This is a genomic window from Microbacterium sp. oral taxon 186 str. F0373, assembly GCF_000411455.1.
GTDB lineage: Bacteria > Actinomycetota > Actinomycetes > Actinomycetales > Microbacteriaceae > Microbacterium.
The window spans coordinates 568486-585854 of record NZ_KE150457.1; the positions used below are offsets into that span (position 1 = coordinate 568486).

Annotated in this window: 14 protein-coding genes; 5 read left to right on the top strand and 9 right to left on the bottom strand. The window is 70.4% G+C overall.

Going from position 1 to position 17369, the window contains the following annotated elements; translation table 11 throughout:
• Window positions 1-78: 78 nt before the first annotated feature.
• The 3 genes from HMPREF1529_RS02650 to HMPREF1529_RS02660 are packed head-to-tail and all read right to left on the bottom strand — an operon-like array spanning window position 79 to window position 2250.
• Window positions 79-744, bottom strand: coding sequence for a hypothetical protein (locus tag HMPREF1529_RS02650; RefSeq protein WP_005050534.1), 666 nt, complete (start codon window positions 742-744; stop codon window positions 79-81).
• 52 nt (window positions 745-796) lie between these two features.
• The gene (locus HMPREF1529_RS02655) at window positions 797-1282 is read right to left on the bottom strand and encodes a hypothetical protein (protein WP_016463582.1); all 486 of its coding nucleotides are present in this window, start codon (window positions 1280-1282) and stop codon (window positions 797-799) included.
• Window positions 1282-2250, bottom strand: a complete 969-nt coding sequence (locus tag HMPREF1529_RS02660) for a hypothetical protein (RefSeq protein WP_016463583.1) — start codon at window positions 2248-2250, stop codon at window positions 1282-1284. Before HMPREF1529_RS02660 ends, HMPREF1529_RS02655 begins: the two co-directional genes overlap by 1 nt.
• A 127-nt stretch (window positions 2251-2377) precedes the next feature.
• On the opposite strand from HMPREF1529_RS02660, the gene HMPREF1529_RS02665 reads away from it, so the two are divergent.
• A complete protein-coding gene (locus HMPREF1529_RS02665; RefSeq protein WP_016463584.1) occupies window positions 2378-3031 on the top strand; it encodes a hypothetical protein in 654 nt (217 codons plus the stop codon).
• A gap of 10 nt (window positions 3032-3041) precedes the next feature.
• Here HMPREF1529_RS02665 and HMPREF1529_RS02670 read toward each other — a convergent pair whose 3' ends face one another.
• The 5 genes from HMPREF1529_RS02670 to HMPREF1529_RS02690 all read right to left on the bottom strand — a co-directional run bounded on the left by HMPREF1529_RS02670 (window position 3042) and on the right by HMPREF1529_RS02690 (window position 13870).
• Entirely contained in the window at window positions 3042-3653 is a 612-nt protein-coding gene (locus HMPREF1529_RS02670; RefSeq protein WP_016463585.1) for a hypothetical protein, read from the bottom strand.
• 179 nt (window positions 3654-3832) lie between these two features.
• The gene (rpoC, locus tag HMPREF1529_RS02675; protein WP_005050541.1) at window positions 3833-7708 is read right to left on the bottom strand and encodes a DNA-directed RNA polymerase subunit beta'; all 3876 of its coding nucleotides are present in this window, start codon (window positions 7706-7708) and stop codon (window positions 3833-3835) included.
• 44 nt (window positions 7709-7752) lie between these two features.
• Complete coding sequence (gene rpoB, locus HMPREF1529_RS02680) at window positions 7753-11253, bottom strand: DNA-directed RNA polymerase subunit beta (RefSeq protein WP_036282932.1); 3501 nt, start codon at window positions 11251-11253, stop codon at window positions 7753-7755.
• A 248-nt stretch (window positions 11254-11501) separates the two neighbouring features.
• Window positions 11502-13124: a 5-oxoprolinase/urea amidolyase family protein gene (locus tag HMPREF1529_RS02685; RefSeq protein WP_005050545.1), complete on the bottom strand. Its 1623-nt coding sequence runs from the start codon at window positions 13122-13124 to the stop codon at window positions 11502-11504.
• Entirely contained in the window at window positions 13118-13870 is a 753-nt protein-coding gene (locus tag HMPREF1529_RS02690; RefSeq protein WP_005050546.1) for a 5-oxoprolinase subunit PxpA, read from the bottom strand. The genes HMPREF1529_RS02685 and HMPREF1529_RS02690 overlap by 7 nt, the downstream gene beginning before the upstream one ends.
• A 187-nt stretch (window positions 13871-14057) precedes the next feature.
• On the opposite strand from HMPREF1529_RS02690, the gene HMPREF1529_RS02695 reads away from it, so the two are divergent.
• The 3 genes from HMPREF1529_RS02695 (at window position 14058) to HMPREF1529_RS02705 (ending at window position 16103) form a co-directional block, all read left to right on the top strand.
• Complete coding sequence (locus HMPREF1529_RS02695; protein ID WP_016463586.1) at window positions 14058-14921, top strand: spermidine synthase; 864 nt, start codon at window positions 14058-14060, stop codon at window positions 14919-14921.
• A 118-nt stretch (window positions 14922-15039) separates the two neighbouring features.
• Entirely contained in the window at window positions 15040-15564 is a 525-nt protein-coding gene (locus HMPREF1529_RS02700; protein WP_036282934.1) for a hypothetical protein, read from the top strand.
• A gap of 29 nt (window positions 15565-15593) precedes the next feature.
• On the top strand, window positions 15594-16103 hold the full coding sequence (locus HMPREF1529_RS02705; RefSeq protein ID WP_005050550.1) for a SprT-like domain-containing protein: 510 nt from the start codon (window positions 15594-15596) through the stop codon (window positions 16101-16103).
• 7 nt (window positions 16104-16110) lie between these two features.
• On the opposite strand, the gene HMPREF1529_RS02710 is transcribed toward HMPREF1529_RS02705, so the two are convergent.
• Window positions 16111-16752, bottom strand: coding sequence for a 2-phosphosulfolactate phosphatase (locus HMPREF1529_RS02710; protein WP_016463588.1), 642 nt, complete (start codon window positions 16750-16752; stop codon window positions 16111-16113).
• 39 nt (window positions 16753-16791) lie between these two features.
• Here HMPREF1529_RS02710 and HMPREF1529_RS02715 point away from each other — a divergent pair, with 39 nt between their 5' ends.
• Window positions 16792-17322: a hypothetical protein gene (locus tag HMPREF1529_RS02715; protein ID WP_005050552.1), complete on the top strand. Its 531-nt coding sequence runs from the start codon at window positions 16792-16794 to the stop codon at window positions 17320-17322.
• The last annotated feature ends 47 nt before the right edge of the window (window positions 17323-17369 follow it).

A 17369-nucleotide genomic window follows, 5' to 3' on the forward strand; every position in this document is an offset into this window, starting at 1 on the left:
TCGGGAACCCGGCCATGCTAACAAAGCCACCTCGACACACCGCGGCGCCCGCTCCGCACCGCGTCGAGCCGGCACCGATCAGAGCTCGGGCAGGCCGGGGTCGGCGTTCGGCTCGAACGGTGCATCCAGCGAACGCGTGAGCTCCTCGAGCATGGCGGCGATCTGCGGCTCGACGTACTGCGCGATAGCGGCCTGGATACGCAGGCGATGGTGCAGCAGCACGGCGCAGACCTCGCGACCCACCATGTTCGCGTAGTCATCGGCCAGTCCGACCTCTTGACGGAGGGCCGCCTTCGCATCGTCGCTGAGCGGCGGCAGGGCCGGGATGTCGGCGTCCTCCTGCTCCGCGAGCCCGCCGATCGTGAAGAGGAACGGTGCTCCCGGGACCGGATCCGGATCGAGGGGAAGTCCTTCGAACTCGGGGTCGAGCCCTTCCGCGGGGCGGTAGCTGCGCGCCCGGTTGCGGGCGGCCTGCTGGTCGAGTTCGGCCTGCAGCATCGGGAGGTTGCGCGACGTGTACTCCGCGACGGCGTGATCGACGATCGTCTTGATGCGGGTGGAGAGCCCGTGCTGCACGCCGTGCGGAACATCCGCTCCCAGCCCCGCGGCCGACAGCACCGGCGAGCCGAAGCAGCGGCGGCACGGCGCGACGCGCCCGCGGTGGGTGGCAGGCTCCCAGCGCGGCAGCCAGCGCAGCCAGGCGTCCACCGCCTGGCTGACCTGGGTCTCGATCGACCGCTCCACGGCTCCATTGTTGCGGCATCCACGCCGATCGCGGGGGATTTCCGGCCACGACTCAGTCGTCGTCGCGCTCCCACGGCCACCGAGGCCGTTCGGCGGAGGTGCGCACGAGCGCGATCGCCCCCCATCCACCCACCAGCGCGGCGGCGGCCAGCACGACGGCGAACCACGAGGTCGCGAATGCGCCCACAGCGGCCACGATGCGCGCGCCGTCCACTCCCGAGAGCACACCGCCGGCCAGCACGCCGACCAGGTAGGCGAGCACCGTCGCCACCGTCACGATCGCCGCGCTGCCGTATCGCCTGCGCTCGGGGCGGACGGCGAACCAGGTCGACAGGGCGAAGGCGCCGACGGCGAACGCGCCCCCGACGATGCCGGGCAGCTGCCCCAGCCCGGAGACCGGCAGCACCTCCGCGCCCGTGAACAGGCTGAGCATCCCGAACCCGCCGATCAGCAGGGCGAAGAACCCCACGACGGCGAACGCGGTGGCCACCGGCGGGGTGAGCCCGCCTGCGCCACCGCGTTCGCGCGGATCGGTCATCAGCTCTGGTGCAGCCGCGGGCCCGCCTCGAGCGTGCGCTCGTACTCGCGCTGTGCCTCGTCGTTGAGCTCGGTGACACGCTTGCCCCGCGCGGCGACCCACGCGCCGAACCAGATCGTCAGCTCACGTCCGAGCACGAAGGCCACGATCGCGAGCGGGGCGAGTAGCTGCCCCTGAACGAGGTCGGCTCCCTGCCGCGCGGTGAGCGACCAGAACGGTGCCTGGAACAGCTGGCCGAGGAGGTGCCCCACGTAGGCGACGACGCCGACGAGCAGGCCGAAGACGACCCAGTGACCCCAGCGTCCACGATTGATGACGGCGCCGAGCAGCCAGAAGCCGATGAAGAAGACGACGACCGGCACCCACAGCCACCACGACTGCACCGCAGCGAGCGCGGCGGTGCCCACATTGGCTCCCGTCACCTCGCCCCGGATGGCCTGCAGACCGAGGGCGGCGCCGAGGTACAGGATGCCGAAGGCCACCGCCGCCAGCAGGCCGATCACGCCCGCAGCGCCGCGGTTGCCGCGCTGACGCGGCGGCTCGGGAGCCTGGACGAAGATCGGCTGCGGTGCGGGCGTCACGACGGGCACGACGGGGACGACCGGCTCCGCAACGACGGAGGTCTCGGTCGAGGACGAGTAGGCACCCGGCACGTAGGTCTCATCGACCGGATCGTCGGCGAAGGAGGATCCGTAGACCGGCTCGGTGTGGGCGGCGGGCATCGACTCCGCGGGCGTGGGCTCGGCGACCACGGCCTGGGGCTCATGCTCCACGGCGTCCGACGACGGCGCGTGGACCGTGTCGCCGGACTCGGCATCCGCGGTCGCGGGGGCGTCGACGGCGGCCTGGCGCGAGGCGGCCTCGGCGTCGGCGAGCCCCGCATGGGCACTCGCGACGGCCTCATCGACCGACGTGGTCTCGACCGGGGTGGGCTCCTCGATCGGTTCGCCGTACTTGGGGTCGCTCATGGCGTGTGCTCCTCACGCGGGACGTGTGCCGCCGCACAGCGAGCGTAACGCCGGGGCAGGGCGCCGACGCGGAGCCATGCCGACGTGTCTTTACCCCGGCGCTGCCCGAGCCGCTTATCGTGAGGCCATGACGTCACGCCGACTCGCCACCCTCGGGATCACGCTGTTCGCGGCTCTCGCGCTGACCGCCTGCGCCGGCACTCCCGACACCGTCGGGACGAGCGCGTCCGCCCCGGCGTCGCCTGCCGCGCCGACGCCGGCGATGACACTCGCCCCGTTCCCGATGGGCCCGGCCACCTCGACGACGCCGCTGCCGTCGAACCTGCCCCAGGGATGCCGGGACATCCTCACCGCGAGCGTCCTGCAGGAGCTCGACGGCGTGCCCCTGAACGCGGAGGGGATGGGCGGCGGCATCCGCAGTGACAGCACGCGCGTGTGCGTCTGGGGGGAGCCCGGCGCGGTCGGCACCCGCCTGGTGACCCTCATCGGGTATGCACCCGACCAGCCGGCGCGCGACGCGCTCTACGCCCTCGGCAACGACGGGTACACGTGTTACGAGCCGCACGGCGGCATCCGCTGCGAGAAGACCTGGCCGTCCGCGACTCTTCCCGTCCAGGAAGGACGCACGCTCTTCTACCGTGACGGCGTCGTCATCGACACGCAGTATTCGAACCTGGCCCCCGCCGGCTACACCGACGCCATCATCGACGCGCTCTGGCCGCCCGCCGGATCGGTGCCCCGGACGCCGGCCCCGACTCCCTCACCGTCCGCGACGCGATAGCGGTCGGCGCTCAGCCCCACACACGCTTCGCGATGCGGGTGACGTAATCCGACGGGTGCCAGCCCGTCTCGCTGGTGGACAGCCATCGCCCGCCACCTGCCTCGATCGTCTCCGTCAGCTCGCCCTCGGTCCGCGTGCACCGCGTGCGCTCAGCCTGCGATGAGCAGGTGAACCCCGCCGACGGCAGCGCAGCGGCGGCGATGGGCCCGGCATCCGCCGGAACGGTCGCGAGCGTCGTGGTGACGGTTCCGGCGTCGGCACGCCACGCGCACGTGAAGACGACCTGCGGTCGGAGGGCGTCGACCAGCTGCGACGCGGTGGTCGTCGGGGCGTCCGAGGATGTCGTCAGCCCGGCAGCCCCGGGAGCGAAGGTCAACGCGGCATCGAGCGCCTCGTCGTAGAGGTCGGCGCAGCGGGTAGGCGCGCCATCGACGGATGCGACCTTCCCGGTCGCCTCCGCGGCCGGAGTCGACGTGGACGGGCGCCCGGCCGCCTCTGCGAGCCAGGACACGGATGCCGGGATCATGGGAATCGCGAGGAACGCCAGCACGCCGACGGTCGCCGCGCAGGCGAGGCCGACGACCCACGCGAACGCCGCGTTTCTTCCTCCGACCCGAGCCATGCGCCCAGGCTATCGCCGCGCCCCCGCACACCCCCCGCGCCCTTCCGCGAGCCGCCAAGATCTCGCCGAGCCGCCACGTTCCGGCGCGCCAGATCATGGCGGCTCGCGCGGAACGTAGCGGCTCGCGGGGATGGGAAAGGGCCCCGGGGACGGCTGTCCCCGGGGCCCTCTCGCCTCGATCAGTTGTAGGTGCCGGGCGTGAAGTCGTCCGTCGAGAAGCTGTCGAAGTCGACATAGCTCAGGTCGGCGTCGCTGTAGGCGCCGTCCGAGGCGAAGATGCGGTTGGGGTACCGCTCGCTCTTGGCCTCCTCCGTCGCCTCGACCACGACGTTGCGGTACTTCGCAAGGCCGGTGCCGGCGGGGATGAGCTTTCCGATGATGACGTTCTCCTTGAGGCCGACGAGCGGGTCGCTCTTGCCCTCCATGGCCGCCTGCGTCAGGACGCGGGTGGTCTCCTGGAACGATGCCGCCGACAGCCACGACTCCGTCGCGAGCGACGCCTTCGTGATACCCATCAGCTCCGGACGACCCGATGCCGGGCGCTTACCCTCGGCCACGGCCTCGCGGTTGATCTGCTGGTAGCGCTTGAAGTCGACCAGCTCACCCGGAAGCAGCGTCGTGTCGGCGTGGTCGACCACGGTGACCTTCCGCAGCATCTGGCGCACGATGACCTCGATGTGCTTGTCGTGGATCGGCACACCCTGCGAGCGGTAGACGCCCTGCACGCCGTTGACGAGGTACTTCTGCACCTCGCGGGCGCCCATGACGCGCATGACCTCCTTGGGGTCGAGCGTGCCCACCAGGATCGGCTGGCCGACCGTGACGCGCTGGCCGTCCTCGACCAGCAGCGTCGCGCGCTTCAGGACCGGGTAGACGTGCGGCTCGTCGCCGTTGTCGGGCGTCAGGATGACCTTCTTGGCCTTGTCGGTCTCGTCGATCTTGATGACGCCGTCGGCCTCGGCGATCGGGGACGCGCCCTTGGGGGTACGTGCCTCGAACAGCTCCTGCACGCGAGGCAGACCCTGCGTGATGTCGTCGGCCGACGCGGAACCACCGGTGTGGAAGGTACGCATCGTCAGCTGCGTGCCGGGCTCACCGATCGACTGGGCCGCGATGATGCCCACGGCCTCACCGATGTCGACGAGCTTGCCGGTCGCGAGCGAACGGCCGTAGCACTTCGCGCAGACACCGACGGCCGAGTCACAGGTGAGCACGGAGCGCACCTTGATGGTCTCGACACCCGCGGCCACGAGCTTGTCGATGAGCACGTCGCCCACGTCGTCTCCGGCCTCGGCGACGATCTCACCGGACGGCGCGACCACCTCGGCCGCGAGCGTACGGGCGAACACCGAGTTCTCGACGTTGGCGTCGCGCACCAGGGCGCCGTCGGCACCCGCAGCGGCGATCGTGAACTCGAGGCCCTTGGAAGTGCCGCAGTCGTCCTCACGGATGATGACGTCCTGCGAGACATCGACGAGACGACGCGTCAGGTAACCCGAGTCAGCGGTACGCAGGGCCGTGTCGGCCAGACCCTTACGGGCACCGTGCGTCGCGGTGAAGTACTCCGCGACCGACAGCCCCTCGCGGTACGAGGAGATGATCGGGCGGGGCATGATCTCACCCTTGGTGTTGTTGACCAGGCCTCGGATACCGGCGATGTTACGGATCTGCAGCCAGTTACCACGGGCACCCGAGCTCACCATGCGGTTGATGGTGTTGTCGGCCGGGAAGTTGGCCTTCATCGCCGCCTGCACCTCGTCGGTCGCCTCGGTCCAGATCTTGATCTGCTCCTGACGACGCTCGGCGTCGGTGACGAGACCCTTCTCGAACTGGCCCTGGACCTTCTGCGCCTGCTTCTCGTACTTGGCGATGATCTCGCCCTTGTTCGGCGGGGTCAGGATGTCGCTGAGCGCGACCGTGACACCCGAGCGCGTGGCCCAGTAGAAGCCGGCATCCTTGATGCGGTCCAGCGACGCCGCGACCTCGACCTTGGGGTACTCCTCGGCCAGCTTGTTGACGATCTGCGACAGCTTGCCCTTGTCGGCCTGCTCGCGAACGAACGGGTAGCCCTTGGGGAGCGTGTCGTTGAAGATCGCCTGGCCGAGCGAGGCGTCCACGAGGCCGTGGCGCTCGTAGCCCTCGGGGGCTTCGCCCTCGAGGAAGGTGAGACCCGGGATGCGGATGCGGACCTTGGCCTGCAGGTCGAGGGTGCCCTCGTCCTTGGCCAGGATGGCCTCGCCGACCGAACCGAACACGCGACCCTCGCCCTTGGCACCCTCGATGACCGTGGTCAGGTGGTGCAGGCCGATGATCATGTCCTGCGAAGGCAGGGTGACCGGACGGCCGTCGGAGGGCTTGAGGATGTTGTTCGAGGCGAGCATCAGCACGCGGGCCTCGGCCTGAGCCTCGACCGACAGCGGCAGGTGCACGGCCATCTGGTCACCGTCGAAGTCCGCGTTGAACGCGGCACACACGAGCGGGTGCAGCTGGATGGCCTTGCCTTCCACGAGCTGAGGCTCGAAGGCCTGGATGCCGAGGCGGTGCAGCGTGGGCGCACGGTTGAGCAGCACGGGACGCTCGCGGATGATCTCCTCGAGCACGTCCCAGACCTCGGGACGGGTGCGCTCGACGGCGCGCTTGGCGGCCTTGATGTTCTGCGAGTGACCGAGGTCGATCAGGCGCTTGATCACGAACGGCTTGAACAGCTCGAGGGCCATCTGCTTGGGCAGACCACACTGGTGGAGCTTGAGCTGCGGGCCGACGATGATGACCGAACGGCCCGAGTAGTCCACGCGCTTGCCGAGCAGGTTCTGACGGAAACGGCCCTGCTTGCCCTTGAGCATGTCGGACAGCGACTTCAGGGCACGGTTGCCGGTACCGGTGACGGGCCGGCCGCGGCGGCCGTTGTCGAACAGGGCGTCGACGGCCTCCTGCAGCATCCGCTTCTCGTTGTTGACGATGATCTCGGGGGCGCCGAGGTCGATCAGACGACGAAGGCGGTTGTTGCGGTTGATCACGCGGCGGTACAGGTCGTTCAGGTCGCTGGTGGCGAAGCGGCCACCGTCGAGCTGAACCATCGGGCGCAGCTCCGGCGGGATCACCGGGACGACGTCCAGAACCATGGATGCCGGGCTCATGCCGGTCTGCAGGAACGAGTTGACGACCTTGAGGCGCTTGATCGCACGGATCTTGCGCTGGCCCTTGCCCTCGGAGATCTGCAGGTGCAGCGACTCCGACTCGGCGGCCAGATCGAACGCCTGCAGGCGGCGCTGGATGGACTCCGCACCCATGTAGGCCTCGAAGTACTGGCCGAAGCGGTCCTGCAGCTCGTGGAAGACGTCGTCTTCCTGCTTGAGCTGGCCGACCTCGAGGCCGCGGAACTCGTCCCACATGCGCTCGAGCTTGGCGACCTGGTCGTCCGCGTTCTTGCGGATGGAGGCCATCTCCTTCTCGGCGGCGTCCTTGACCTTCTTCTTCTGGTCGGCCTTGGCACCCTCGGCCTCGAGGGCCGCGAGCTCCTCCTCCAGCTTGGCCAGACGCGCCGCCACGCGGGCGTCGCGGCGGTCGCCGAGGTTCTTGATCTCCAGGCGCAGGTTCGCCTCGTGGGTCGGCATGTCGCGGTGACGGGCATCCTCGTCGACCGAGATCACCATGTACGCGGCGAAGTAGATGACCTTCTCGAGGTCCTTCGGCGCCATGTCGAGCAGGTATCCGAGGCGCGAGGGAACGCCCTTGAAGTACCAGATGTGGGTAACGGGGGCGGCGAGCTCGATGTGGCCCATGCGCTCACGGCGGACCGAGCTCTTAGTGACCTCGACGCCGCAGCGCTCGCAGACGATGCCCTTGAAGCGCACACGCTTGTACTTGCCGCAGGCGCACTCCCAGTCGCGCGAGGGGCCGAAGATCTGCTCGCCGAACAGACCGTCCTTCTCGGGCTTGAGGGTGCGGTAGTTGATGGTCTCGGGCTTCTTGACCTCGCCGAACGACCAACGACGGATGTCGTCAGCAGTGGCCAGGCCGATACGAAGCTGATCGAAAGTGGTGGACTCGAGCACTGGTTCTCCTGTGTCTCAGAAAAGTTTCGAAATCAGGCCGCGGGTCAGATCTCGTCGATCGACGAGGACTCGAAGCGGCTGGAGATGTTGATGCCGAGCTCCTCCGCGGCGCGGAAGGCCTCGTCATCCGTGTCTCGGAGGTTGACGGGCGTGCCATCGGCCGAGAGGACCTCGACGTTCAGGCAGAGCGACTGCATCTCCTTCATGAGCACCTTGAACGACTCGGGAATGCCGGGCTCCTGGATGTTCTCGCCCTTGACGATGGCCTCGTAGACCTTCACGCGGCCGACGATGTCGTCGGACTTGATCGTCAGGAGCTCCTGGAGCGCGTACGCGGCGCCGTAGGCCTCGAGGGCCCACACCTCCATCTCACCGAAACGCTGACCGCCGAACTGCGCCTTACCACCGAGCGGCTGCTGGGTGATCATCGAGTACGGGCCCGTCGAGCGCGCGTGGATCTTGTCGTCCACGAGGTGGTGCAGCTTCAGGATGTACATGTAGCCGACCGAGATGGGCGCCGGGAACGGCTCGCCGGAGCGACCGTCGAACAGCGTCGTCTTGCCCGAGCTGTCGATGAGACGCTCGCCGTCGCGGTTGGGCAGCGTCGAGTCGAGCAGACCCGCGATCTCCGCCTCGTGCGCACCGTCGAACACCGGGGTCGCGACCTTGGTTCCGGGAGCGGCCTCACGGGCCTCCTCCGGCAGCTGCACGGCCCACTCCGGGGTGCCCTCGACCTTCCAGCCCTGCTTGGCGATCCACCCGAGGTGGGTCTCCAGCACCTGGCCGAAGTTCATTCGACCCGGGATGCCGAGCGGGTTGAGCACGACGTCGACCGGCGTGCCGTCCGCGAGGAACGGCATGTCCTCGACGGGCAGGATCTTCGCGATGACGCCCTTGTTGCCGTGACGGCCGGCGAGCTTGTCACCCTCGGTGATCTTGCGCTTCTGGGCGATGTAGACCACGACGCGGCGGTTGACGCCCGAGCCCAGCTCGTCGTCGCCGTCCTCGGCGTTGAACTCCTTGACGGCGATGATCGTGCCCTGCTCACCGTGGGGCACCTTCAGCGAGGTGTCGCGGACTTCGCGGCTCTTCTCGTTGAAGATCGCGCGCAGCAGGCGCTCCTCGGCGCTGAGCTCGGTCTCGCCCTTGGGCGTGACCTTGCCGACGAGGATGTCACCGGGACGCACCTCGGCGCCGATGCGGACGATGCCGCGCTCGTCGAGGTCCTTCAGCAGGTCGGGGCTGACGTTGGGGAGGTCACGGGTGATCTCCTCCTTGCCGAGCTTGGTGTCACGAGCATCCACCTCGTACTCCTCGATGTGGATCGAGGAGAGAGTGTCGTTCTTGACGAGGTCCTGGCTGAGGATGATGGCGTCCTCGAAGTTGTGACCCTCCCACGTCATGAACGCGACGAGCAGGTTCTTTCCGATCGCCAGCTCGCCGTTCTCGGTGGCGGGGCCGTCGGCGATGACCTCGCCGACCTCGACCCGGTCGCCCGCCGAGACGATGACGCGCTGGTTGTAGGAGTTGCCCTGGTTGGAGCGGTCGAACTTGCGGAGGAAGTAGTCCTTCGTGCCGCCCTCGTCCAGCTGCACGGTGACGACGTCGGCGGAGACCTCCATGACGACACCGGCCTTGTCGGCGGTGATGACGTCACCGGCGTCGATGGCGGCGTAGCCCTCCATACCGGTTCCGACGAACGGCGAGTCGCTGCGCAGCAGCGGCACGGCCTGACGCTGCATGTTCGCACCCATGAGGGCGCGGTTGGCGTCGTCGTGCTCGAGGAACGGGATGAGGGAGGTACCGACCGACACCATCTGGCGCGGCGAGACGTCCATGTAGCCGATCTCGTCGGCGTGGAACAGGTCGACCTCGCCGCCCTTGCCGCGACGGGCGAGAACGCGATCGGTGGCGAACGAGCCGTCGGCGGTGAGCTCGGCGCCCGCCTGCGCGACGATGTAGTCGTTCTCCTCGGATGCCGTGAGGTAGTCGATCTGGTCGGTGACCTTGCCCTCGACCACGCGGCGGTACGGCGTCTCGATGAAGCCGAACGCGTTGATGCGGGCGAACGAGGCGAGCGAGCCGATCAGACCGATGTTCGGGCCTTCCGGCGTCTCGATCGGGCACATGCGGCCGTAGTGCGACGGGTGGACGTCGCGGACCTCGACGCCGGCGCGCTCACGCGACAGACCGCCCGGGCCCAGGGCCGAGAGGCGACGCTTGTGCGTCAGACCCGCGAGCGGGTTGTTCTGGTCCATGAACTGCGACAGCTGCGACGTGCCGAAGAACTCCTTGATCGCCGCCACGACGGGACGGACGTTGATCAGGGTCTGCGGCGTGATCGCCTCGATGTCCTGGGTGGTCATGCGCTCGCGGACGACGCGCTCCATGCGCGACAGGCCGGTGCGGACCTGGTTCTGGATGAGCTCGCCGACGGCGCGGATGCGACGGTTGCCGAAGTTGTCGATGTCGTCGACGTCCAGGCGGATCTCAGCGGCCTGGCCGTTACGCACGCCCGGGATGCTCGCGTCGCCGTTGTGCAGGGCGACGAGGTACTTGATCGTGGCGACGATGTCGTCGACGGTGAGCACCGAGTCGCTCAGCGGCTTGTCGAGGCCGAGCTTCTGGTTGATCTTGTACCGGCCGACCTTGGCGAGGTCGTAGCGCTTCGGGTTGAAGTAGAAGTTGTCCAGCAGCGCGCGGGCGGCCTCGGCGGCGACCTGCTCGCCCGGACGGAGCTTGCGGTAGATGTCGCGGAGCGCGTCCTCCTTGGTGAGGATCGTGTCCTTGCTCAGGGTGTCGGCGATCGACTCGTAGCCGGCGAACTCGGCGAGGATGTCTTCGCTGGACAGGCCGAGGGCCTTGAGGAAGACGGTCACCGACTGCTTGCGCTTGCGGTCGATGCGCACGCCGACCTGGTCGCGCTTGTCGATCTCGAACTCGAGCCAGGCGCCACGGCTGGGGATGACGCGGGCCGAGACGATGTCCTTGTCACTGGTCTTGTCGGGGGTCTTGTCGAAGTAGACACCCGGGCTGCGCACCAGCTGCGAGACGACGACACGCTCGGTGCCGTTGATGATGAAGGTTCCCTTGCCGGTCTGCAGCGGGAAGTCGCCCATGAAGACGGTCTGCGTCTTGATCTCACCCGTGAGGTGGTTCATGAACTCGGCCTCGACGTACAGCGGGGCGGCGTAGGTCTTGCCGCGCTCCTTGCACTCCTCGATCGAGTACTTCTCCGGCTCGAGGTAGGGGTTCGTGAAGCTCAGCTGCATCGTTTCGCCGAGGTCCTCGATGGGCGAGATCTCCTCGAAGATCTCCTCGAGGCCGCTGGTCTCCGGCACGTCGGTGCGACCGACGGACTTCGCCTCTGCGACACGGGCCTTCCAGGCGTCGTTGCCGACGAGCCAGTCGAAGGACTCCGTCTGCAGCGCGAGAAGGTCGGGGACCGTCAGCGTGTCGGAGATCTTGGCGAACGACAGGCGCGAAGCGCCGCGGCCGTTCTTGGGGGTGGTGGTGGAATTGGTTGCGTTGCGCGCAGCAGCCAAGGGGATTACCTCCATGAGCCCGGGCAGGGGCTGGTTTCCTTGTCGTCAGGTGGAGTGCTCCGTTCCACTCCTGCGCGACGCCTCCGATGATCCGGGGGCACGTTCACTCAACGCAGGCACAAGCCGACCACCATATGAGGGCATGGGGGAAGGGAGCGCAACTACCCACTATAGTCCGCACGACGCGCCATGTCCAGTCGATTCTTGACGCGCCTCCCCGGCTGCGGTATAACCGCGCGGACGCGCTCTCAGAAGCGGCGCGACGATGTCCCGCCGGCGCGGCGGAAGCGCAGCCGTGTGCCCGGCTTCGCCTGGCCCAGCAGATCGCGATCGGCATCCGTCACCACCGCGACGACCGGGTAGCCGCCGGTGACCGGACCGTCCGGGCCGAGGATGACGGGGTGTCCGTCCGGCGGCACCTGGATCGCACCGGGCAGCATGCCCTCGCTCGCCAGCTCCGAGACATCGGCGCGCTCCAGCGCCGGGCCCTCCAGGCGGATGCCCACCCGATCGGCCTGTGTGGACACCGTCCAGACCTCCGCGAACAACGGCTCCACCGTGGCGAACCGGTCGGCGCGCGGGCCTGGCGCCACCGCGATCTCGAGCTCCGAGGCGGGTGGCCCCCACGGGCGCACATCGACGGCGGGCACGGGTGCGACGACGTCGCTCCCCACACCGAGCACATCCCCGGCTGCCAACGGCGCCGGGCCGAGCCCCGCGAGGGTGTCCGTCGCCCTCGAACCGAGAAGTGAGCGCGCGGCCACGCCGCCGCGGACCGCGAGGTAGGCGCGCACACCGTGCGTGAAGGTGTCGATCTCCAGCTCCGCGCCCGCCGGCCAGGGGTGGGCGACGTAGGGGTCGAGCGGCCGACCGTCGAGACGCATCGTCCCCCACGCACCCGCGAGGGCGAACCAGAGCTCCTCCGCGGATGCCGCGGCATCCCGCACCGCACGGAACCCGCCCATCGTGATCTCGACGCCGGCCGCGGTGGCCGCGGTGCCGACGAGCCGGTTGGCGACCCGCAGCGCCGCCCGGTCGGCCGCCCCGGACAGCGCGACGCCGTCGGCGAGCACGCCGCGCCGGCCCTGGTCCTGTACCGTCGCCGCAGGCCCCGGCGCGCGCACCACGATGCCGTCGCGGGCGCGCGACGACGGCGACACGGCGCGAGAGGCGGCACCGGCCGGGATGTCGACGGCGACCGGGCGCCCCGCCGCCGACGGCGCCGTCGGAACGAAGCGCACATGGTCGCCGGGCCGAAGGAGCGCGGGGGATGCGGCATCGGGGTCGAACAGCAGCGCGGGGGTCGTGCCGATCAGCTGCCAACCGCCGGGCGTCGAGCGCGGATACGCCCCCGAGAAGCGCCCCGCGAGCGCGACGGCGCCGGCCGGCACCCGTGGCCGCGGACGCGCCCTCCGCGGCACGTCGAAAGGCCAGTCGGCGCTCACGAGGTAGCCGAAACCGGGCGCGAACCCCGTGAAGGCGACCGTCCAGTCGGCCGCCGCGTGGCGCGCGGTCAGCTGCGCGACGCCGATGCCGAGCTCGGCGGCGAGCGCAGGGAGGTCCTCGCCGTCGTAGACGACGGGGACCTCGACGGTGCGAGCCGGCGGGAGTGCGCCCTGCGCGGCGGCCGTGCGGGCCGAGAGCACCCACGTCCGCGCCGACGCGAGCGGCATCACCGTCGGGTCGATGACGACGAGCACCGTCTGCGCCGCCGGCACGAGATCGACGATCCCGGGCCGCCGCGTCGCCACGAGTCGGGCGTGCAGCGCGAGAACCGCCTCGAGGTCCTCCACCTCCGCGAGCAGCGCGCGCTCGCCGAAGGGCCGCACCCGGATGCCGCCGCCGATCACCGCGTCGCCGTGCGTCACCATGGCGCGGCGACGTCGACACCCGCGGCATCCAGCGCCGCGCGCACGGCACGGGCCATCGCGACGGCGCCCGGTGAGTCGCCGTGGACGCACAGCGATGCCGCACCGGTGGCGACGAGGCTGCCGTCGACGGCTTCGACGACCCCGTCGCACGCCAGTCGCAGCGCGCGTGCAGCCACCTCGTCGGGGTCGTGCAGGAGCGCCCCGGGGTCGCTCCGCGGCACGAGCCCACCGTCGGGCAGGTAGCCGCGATCGAGGAACGCCTCGCGCACGAACGGGACACCGGCCCGCGAGGCCTCGTCGGCGATGACGCCGTCCAGACCCAGGATCGGAACGGCACGGCCGAGCCCCGCGGCCAGCGCCGCCACGGCATCCACCACCGCACGGGCGTGCGCGGCGTCGGCGCGGACGGCGTGATAGAGCGCCCCGTGGGGCTTGACGTAGCGAATGTCGGCGACGGCGGCGAGGGTGCCGAGCTGGTCGTCCAGGCTCCGGCGGAGATCGGCTGCGCTCATCGCGAGGGGCGTCCGTCCGAAGCCGGCGCGATCGGGGTAGGAAGGGTGCGCTCCGATCGCGACGCCGGTGCGGGCGGCGCGCTCGACCGCGGCGCGCATCGAGGCCGTGTCGCCGGCGTGGCCCCCGCACGCGATCGACGCGCTCGAGATCAGCGCGAACATGGCGTCGTCGTCCGCCGTGGGCAGCCCGCCGACCGTCTCGCCGAGATCGGCGTTGAGATCGATGACCGCCACGATCCGAGCGTACCGGCGGCCGACCTCCGTCGGTGGGCTCGGCCGACCTGCCTCCGGTCACCTGACTGCGGCGTGCACAACTCCGCCTCACACGCGCCGACCGCGGCCCCCACACCCGGCAACGCCGATTCAGGCGGAGTTGCGCACGCCACGAGCCGAGTGCGGGCGCGCGAGTACCGTGGGAGGCATGGCTCGCGCGCACGTGGAGAACGACGAACCGCAGGCGCGCCTGTCGGACGGCACGATCGCGCGGGTCGTGCCGAGCCGCTACGCCGGCGGCTACGAGCTGGATGTGGACGGCACACCGCAGTCGCACGTCGACCTCGACGACCCCGGGCACCTTCACTTCGAGTACGTCGCGCGGATGGGCGCGGTCATCGACCGGCTCCGGATGCCGGGGCAGCCGCTCACCGCGATCCACCTCGGCGCGGGAGCGCTCACCCTCCCCCGCTACGTCGAGCACACGCGCCCCGGCTCGCGGCAGCAGGTGATCGAGCTCGAGCAGCCCCTCGTCGACCTCGTGCGCGCCCGTCTGCCGCTGCCGCGCGGCGCGCAGGTGCGGGTGCGCATCGGCGATGCGCGCGACGTCGCCGGTCGCCTTCCGGCCGGGCTGCAGGGTACCGCCGACCTCGTGGTCTCCGACGTGTTCGCCGGTGCGCAGACGCCCGCGCACCTCACCACCGTCGAGTACTTCCGCATCCTCGGCGGGCTGCTCGCGCCCGACGGGGTACTTCTCGTGAACGTCGCCGACGGCGCGGGACTCGCCTTCGCCCGCCGCGAGGTCGCCACCGTGCGGGAGGTGCTTCCCGAAGTCATCGTGCTCGCGGAGGTGCAGACGCTGAAGGGTCGCCGCTTCGGCAATCTCGTCATCGCGGCCTCCCTCTCTCCCCTGCCCGTCGAGTGGTTGCCGCGACTGATGGCCGCCGGTCCCCACCCGGCGAAGGTCGCGCAGGGCGCAGAGCTCGACGAGTTCGTCCGAGGCGCCCGAGTGGCGACGGATGCCGATGCCACCGCATCGCCCAAGCCCGCGGCATCCGTGTTCGAACGCTGAGAATCGACGGCCGCGGCGTGTACAGGCGGGCCCCCCGACGGCCTCGGGTCACACTGGAGGGGTGCGCCTCATGCGGGCGCGTTCGCACGACGATTCGCACGACGAAGGGGGCCTGCCCGTGAGCTACATCAAGGGATACGACCCGCAGACGCTGCGCGAGATGGTGGACCCTCGCGAGTGCCAGGAGCGCCTCGACGAGTTGGGCGACCAGCGCAGCCTTCCGGCTCTGCTCGAACGGGTGTGGCTGCTGAAGGTGCTCGGTCGGTGGGACGAGTCCCTCGTCGTGTCGGAGCAGTCGGTGCGTGTGGCACGGATGGGCGGGACCCGCAAGGATCTGCTGCGCGCGCGGATCCTGCACGCGAGCGTGCTGCAGGTGCGGGGAGCGTACGCCGCGGCCCACCAGGAGCTGACCACCTGCGCCGAAGAGGCGGAAGGACAGGGCTGGGCAGCCCTTGCGGCGTTCGCCTTCCAACATCGCGGCAAGGTGAGCTACGACGCCGAGGACTACGCCGACGCCCGCGCCGACTTCAAGCGCGCGCTGTTCCTGCGTCAGCAGACGGGCACGCCGGAGGAGCAGCTCGAATCGACGCTGCTGGCCATCGAAGCCGCCGACCGCCGTCGCAGCACGGCCGTCGCGAGCTGAGTGTCGGACATCCGTTCTAGCGTGTCCGTATGACCGATCTGGACGTCGTCCGGCGCGAGGCCGAGGCTCTCATCCGTGCGCATCTCGATGCGTCGTGGACGTTCGCCTTCGACAATGCGAAGCGGCGCGCGGGAGCCTGCGACTACACGCGCCAGCGCATCACCGTCTCCCGGTACCTCGCCGCGCGATACGACGACGAGACCAACCGCCAGACGCTGCTGCACGAGGTCGCGCACGCGCTCGCCGGTCCGCGGGCCGGGCACGGCGCGGCGTGGAAGCGCACGGCCCGCTTGCTCGGCTACACCGGCGGCACGACCCATCACGGCGAGACGGCCACCGAGCTGGCCCCGTGGGTGGGCGTCTGCCCCACCGGTCACATCGCCTATCGTCATCGCCGCGCCACGAGGCCGACGTCGTGCGCGCGCTGCTCGGCATCCTTCGACGACCGCTTCCTCTTCGTCTGGACGCGCCGCGAGATCTCACCGGCCACGCGTCGGGCGGCGATGACGCCGCGGGAGGCGGTCGGCGCGCCGCTCTGAGCGCGACTCAGGCGTACGCCGCGAACGTCCCGTCACGCAGCACGGGCGTCGACGACACGGCATCCACCTGCGCGGCGGCGAGCACGTCATCGCGCAGGCCCCGGTCGATGAGCTCCTGCCCCGATCCGCCGGCGGTCAAGAGGTGCCGCAGCGCAGGGCGCAGGCCCCGGAACGCCTCACCGGCGGCCGCCGCCTCGGGCGAGGTGTGGTCGATGCCGAGCGCTCCGAGCGCATCGACGATCGCGCCGGCGCCGAGGAGGTCTTCGACCGCGACGCGAAGGGCGGCGCCGGGTTCACGGGACGAGAGCTCGCCGGCGGCGATGACGAGGATGCTCGTGCGCGCCGCGCGGCGCTGCTGCTCGGCCATGACGGCGGCGGCCACCGCGGCGGCATTGACCAGTGCTCCCAGGAACACCACCGCGTCGCTCTCGGCGGCGCGGGCGGCGACGGCGGCGCCGTTCAGCGACAGGGCGTGGGCGGCGGCATCCAACGCAACGGTCTCGCCCGCCTCGATGCGCCGCGCGACCGTGCTCGAGAATCGGAGCACGTCGACGACGACCACGACATCGGATGCCGCCACGCGCTCGAGCCCCGAGGTGCCCCATTCCATGCGCACCTGATAGCGGGACTGATCGAACGGGGAGGCCATGTCTCCAGGCTACGGGCAGGCGGATGCGAGACTGGGCGCATGCGGATCATGCTGAAGCTCGTCCTGGACTGCGACGCGGATGCCGCGTGGCGCGCCCTGCACTCGCCGCGCGCGGTCGCCGACCTGTACGGCCCGTTCGTCGAGCTGGCACCGATGGCGGCGGAGGGACTGCCGCTGCGTCTCGAGCCGGGCGCCGACGTCCCCGTGCGCATGAGCGTCGCCGGGCGGATCGGGCTCGGCCAGCAGCTGATCCATGTGAGCGAGCGGCACGTCGACGATGCGAACGGTCCCGTGCGCATCTTCCGTGACAGCGGCATCCCGCTGACCGGTCCCCTCGCGGCCCTCGATGTCTGGGACCACCAGATGGCCGTCTCCCCCGCGCCGGGCGATCCGTCTCGCACGCTCTGGCGTGACCGGCTCGTCATCGGCGGTGCGGCGGCGGCCCCGCTGTGGCCCGTGCTGTGGGCGACGTGGCAGTGGCGCGGCGCGCGACTGAAGGCGCTGGCGCCGACCTGGGCGTACGATCCCGAAGCCGCGGAGGACACCTCCGTCGACCCATCCGAACGCTGACGGCTGCCTTCCCGAAATGCCGGCCGCCGCGGTCGAAGCCGTGACCG

Bases quoted from the DNA above. Each gene is read 5' to 3' on its own strand.
- HMPREF1529_RS02655 (WP_016463582.1), bottom strand. From the start codon at position 1,282: ATGACCGATCCGCGCGAACGCGGTGGCGCAGGCGGGCTCACCCCGCCG.
- HMPREF1529_RS02660 (WP_016463583.1), bottom strand. From the start codon at position 2,250: ATGAGCGACCCCAAGTACGGCGAACCGATCGAGGAGCCCACCCCGGTC.
- HMPREF1529_RS02665 (WP_016463584.1), top strand. From the start codon at position 2,378: ATGACGTCACGCCGACTCGCCACCCTCGGGATCACGCTGTTCGCGGCT.
- HMPREF1529_RS02670 (WP_016463585.1), bottom strand. From the start codon at position 3,653: ATGGCTCGGGTCGGAGGAAGAAACGCGGCGTTCGCGTGGGTCGTCGGC.
- HMPREF1529_RS02685 (WP_005050545.1), bottom strand. From the start codon at position 13,124: ATGGTGACGCACGGCGACGCGGTGATCGGCGGCGGCATCCGGGTGCGG.
- HMPREF1529_RS02695 (WP_016463586.1), top strand. From the start codon at position 14,058: ATGGCTCGCGCGCACGTGGAGAACGACGAACCGCAGGCGCGCCTGTCG.
- HMPREF1529_RS02705 (WP_005050550.1), top strand. From the start codon at position 15,594: ATGACCGATCTGGACGTCGTCCGGCGCGAGGCCGAGGCTCTCATCCGT.
- HMPREF1529_RS02710 (WP_016463588.1), bottom strand. From the start codon at position 16,752: ATGGCCTCCCCGTTCGATCAGTCCCGCTATCAGGTGCGCATGGAATGG.
- HMPREF1529_RS02715 (WP_005050552.1), top strand. From the start codon at position 16,792: ATGCGGATCATGCTGAAGCTCGTCCTGGACTGCGACGCGGATGCCGCG.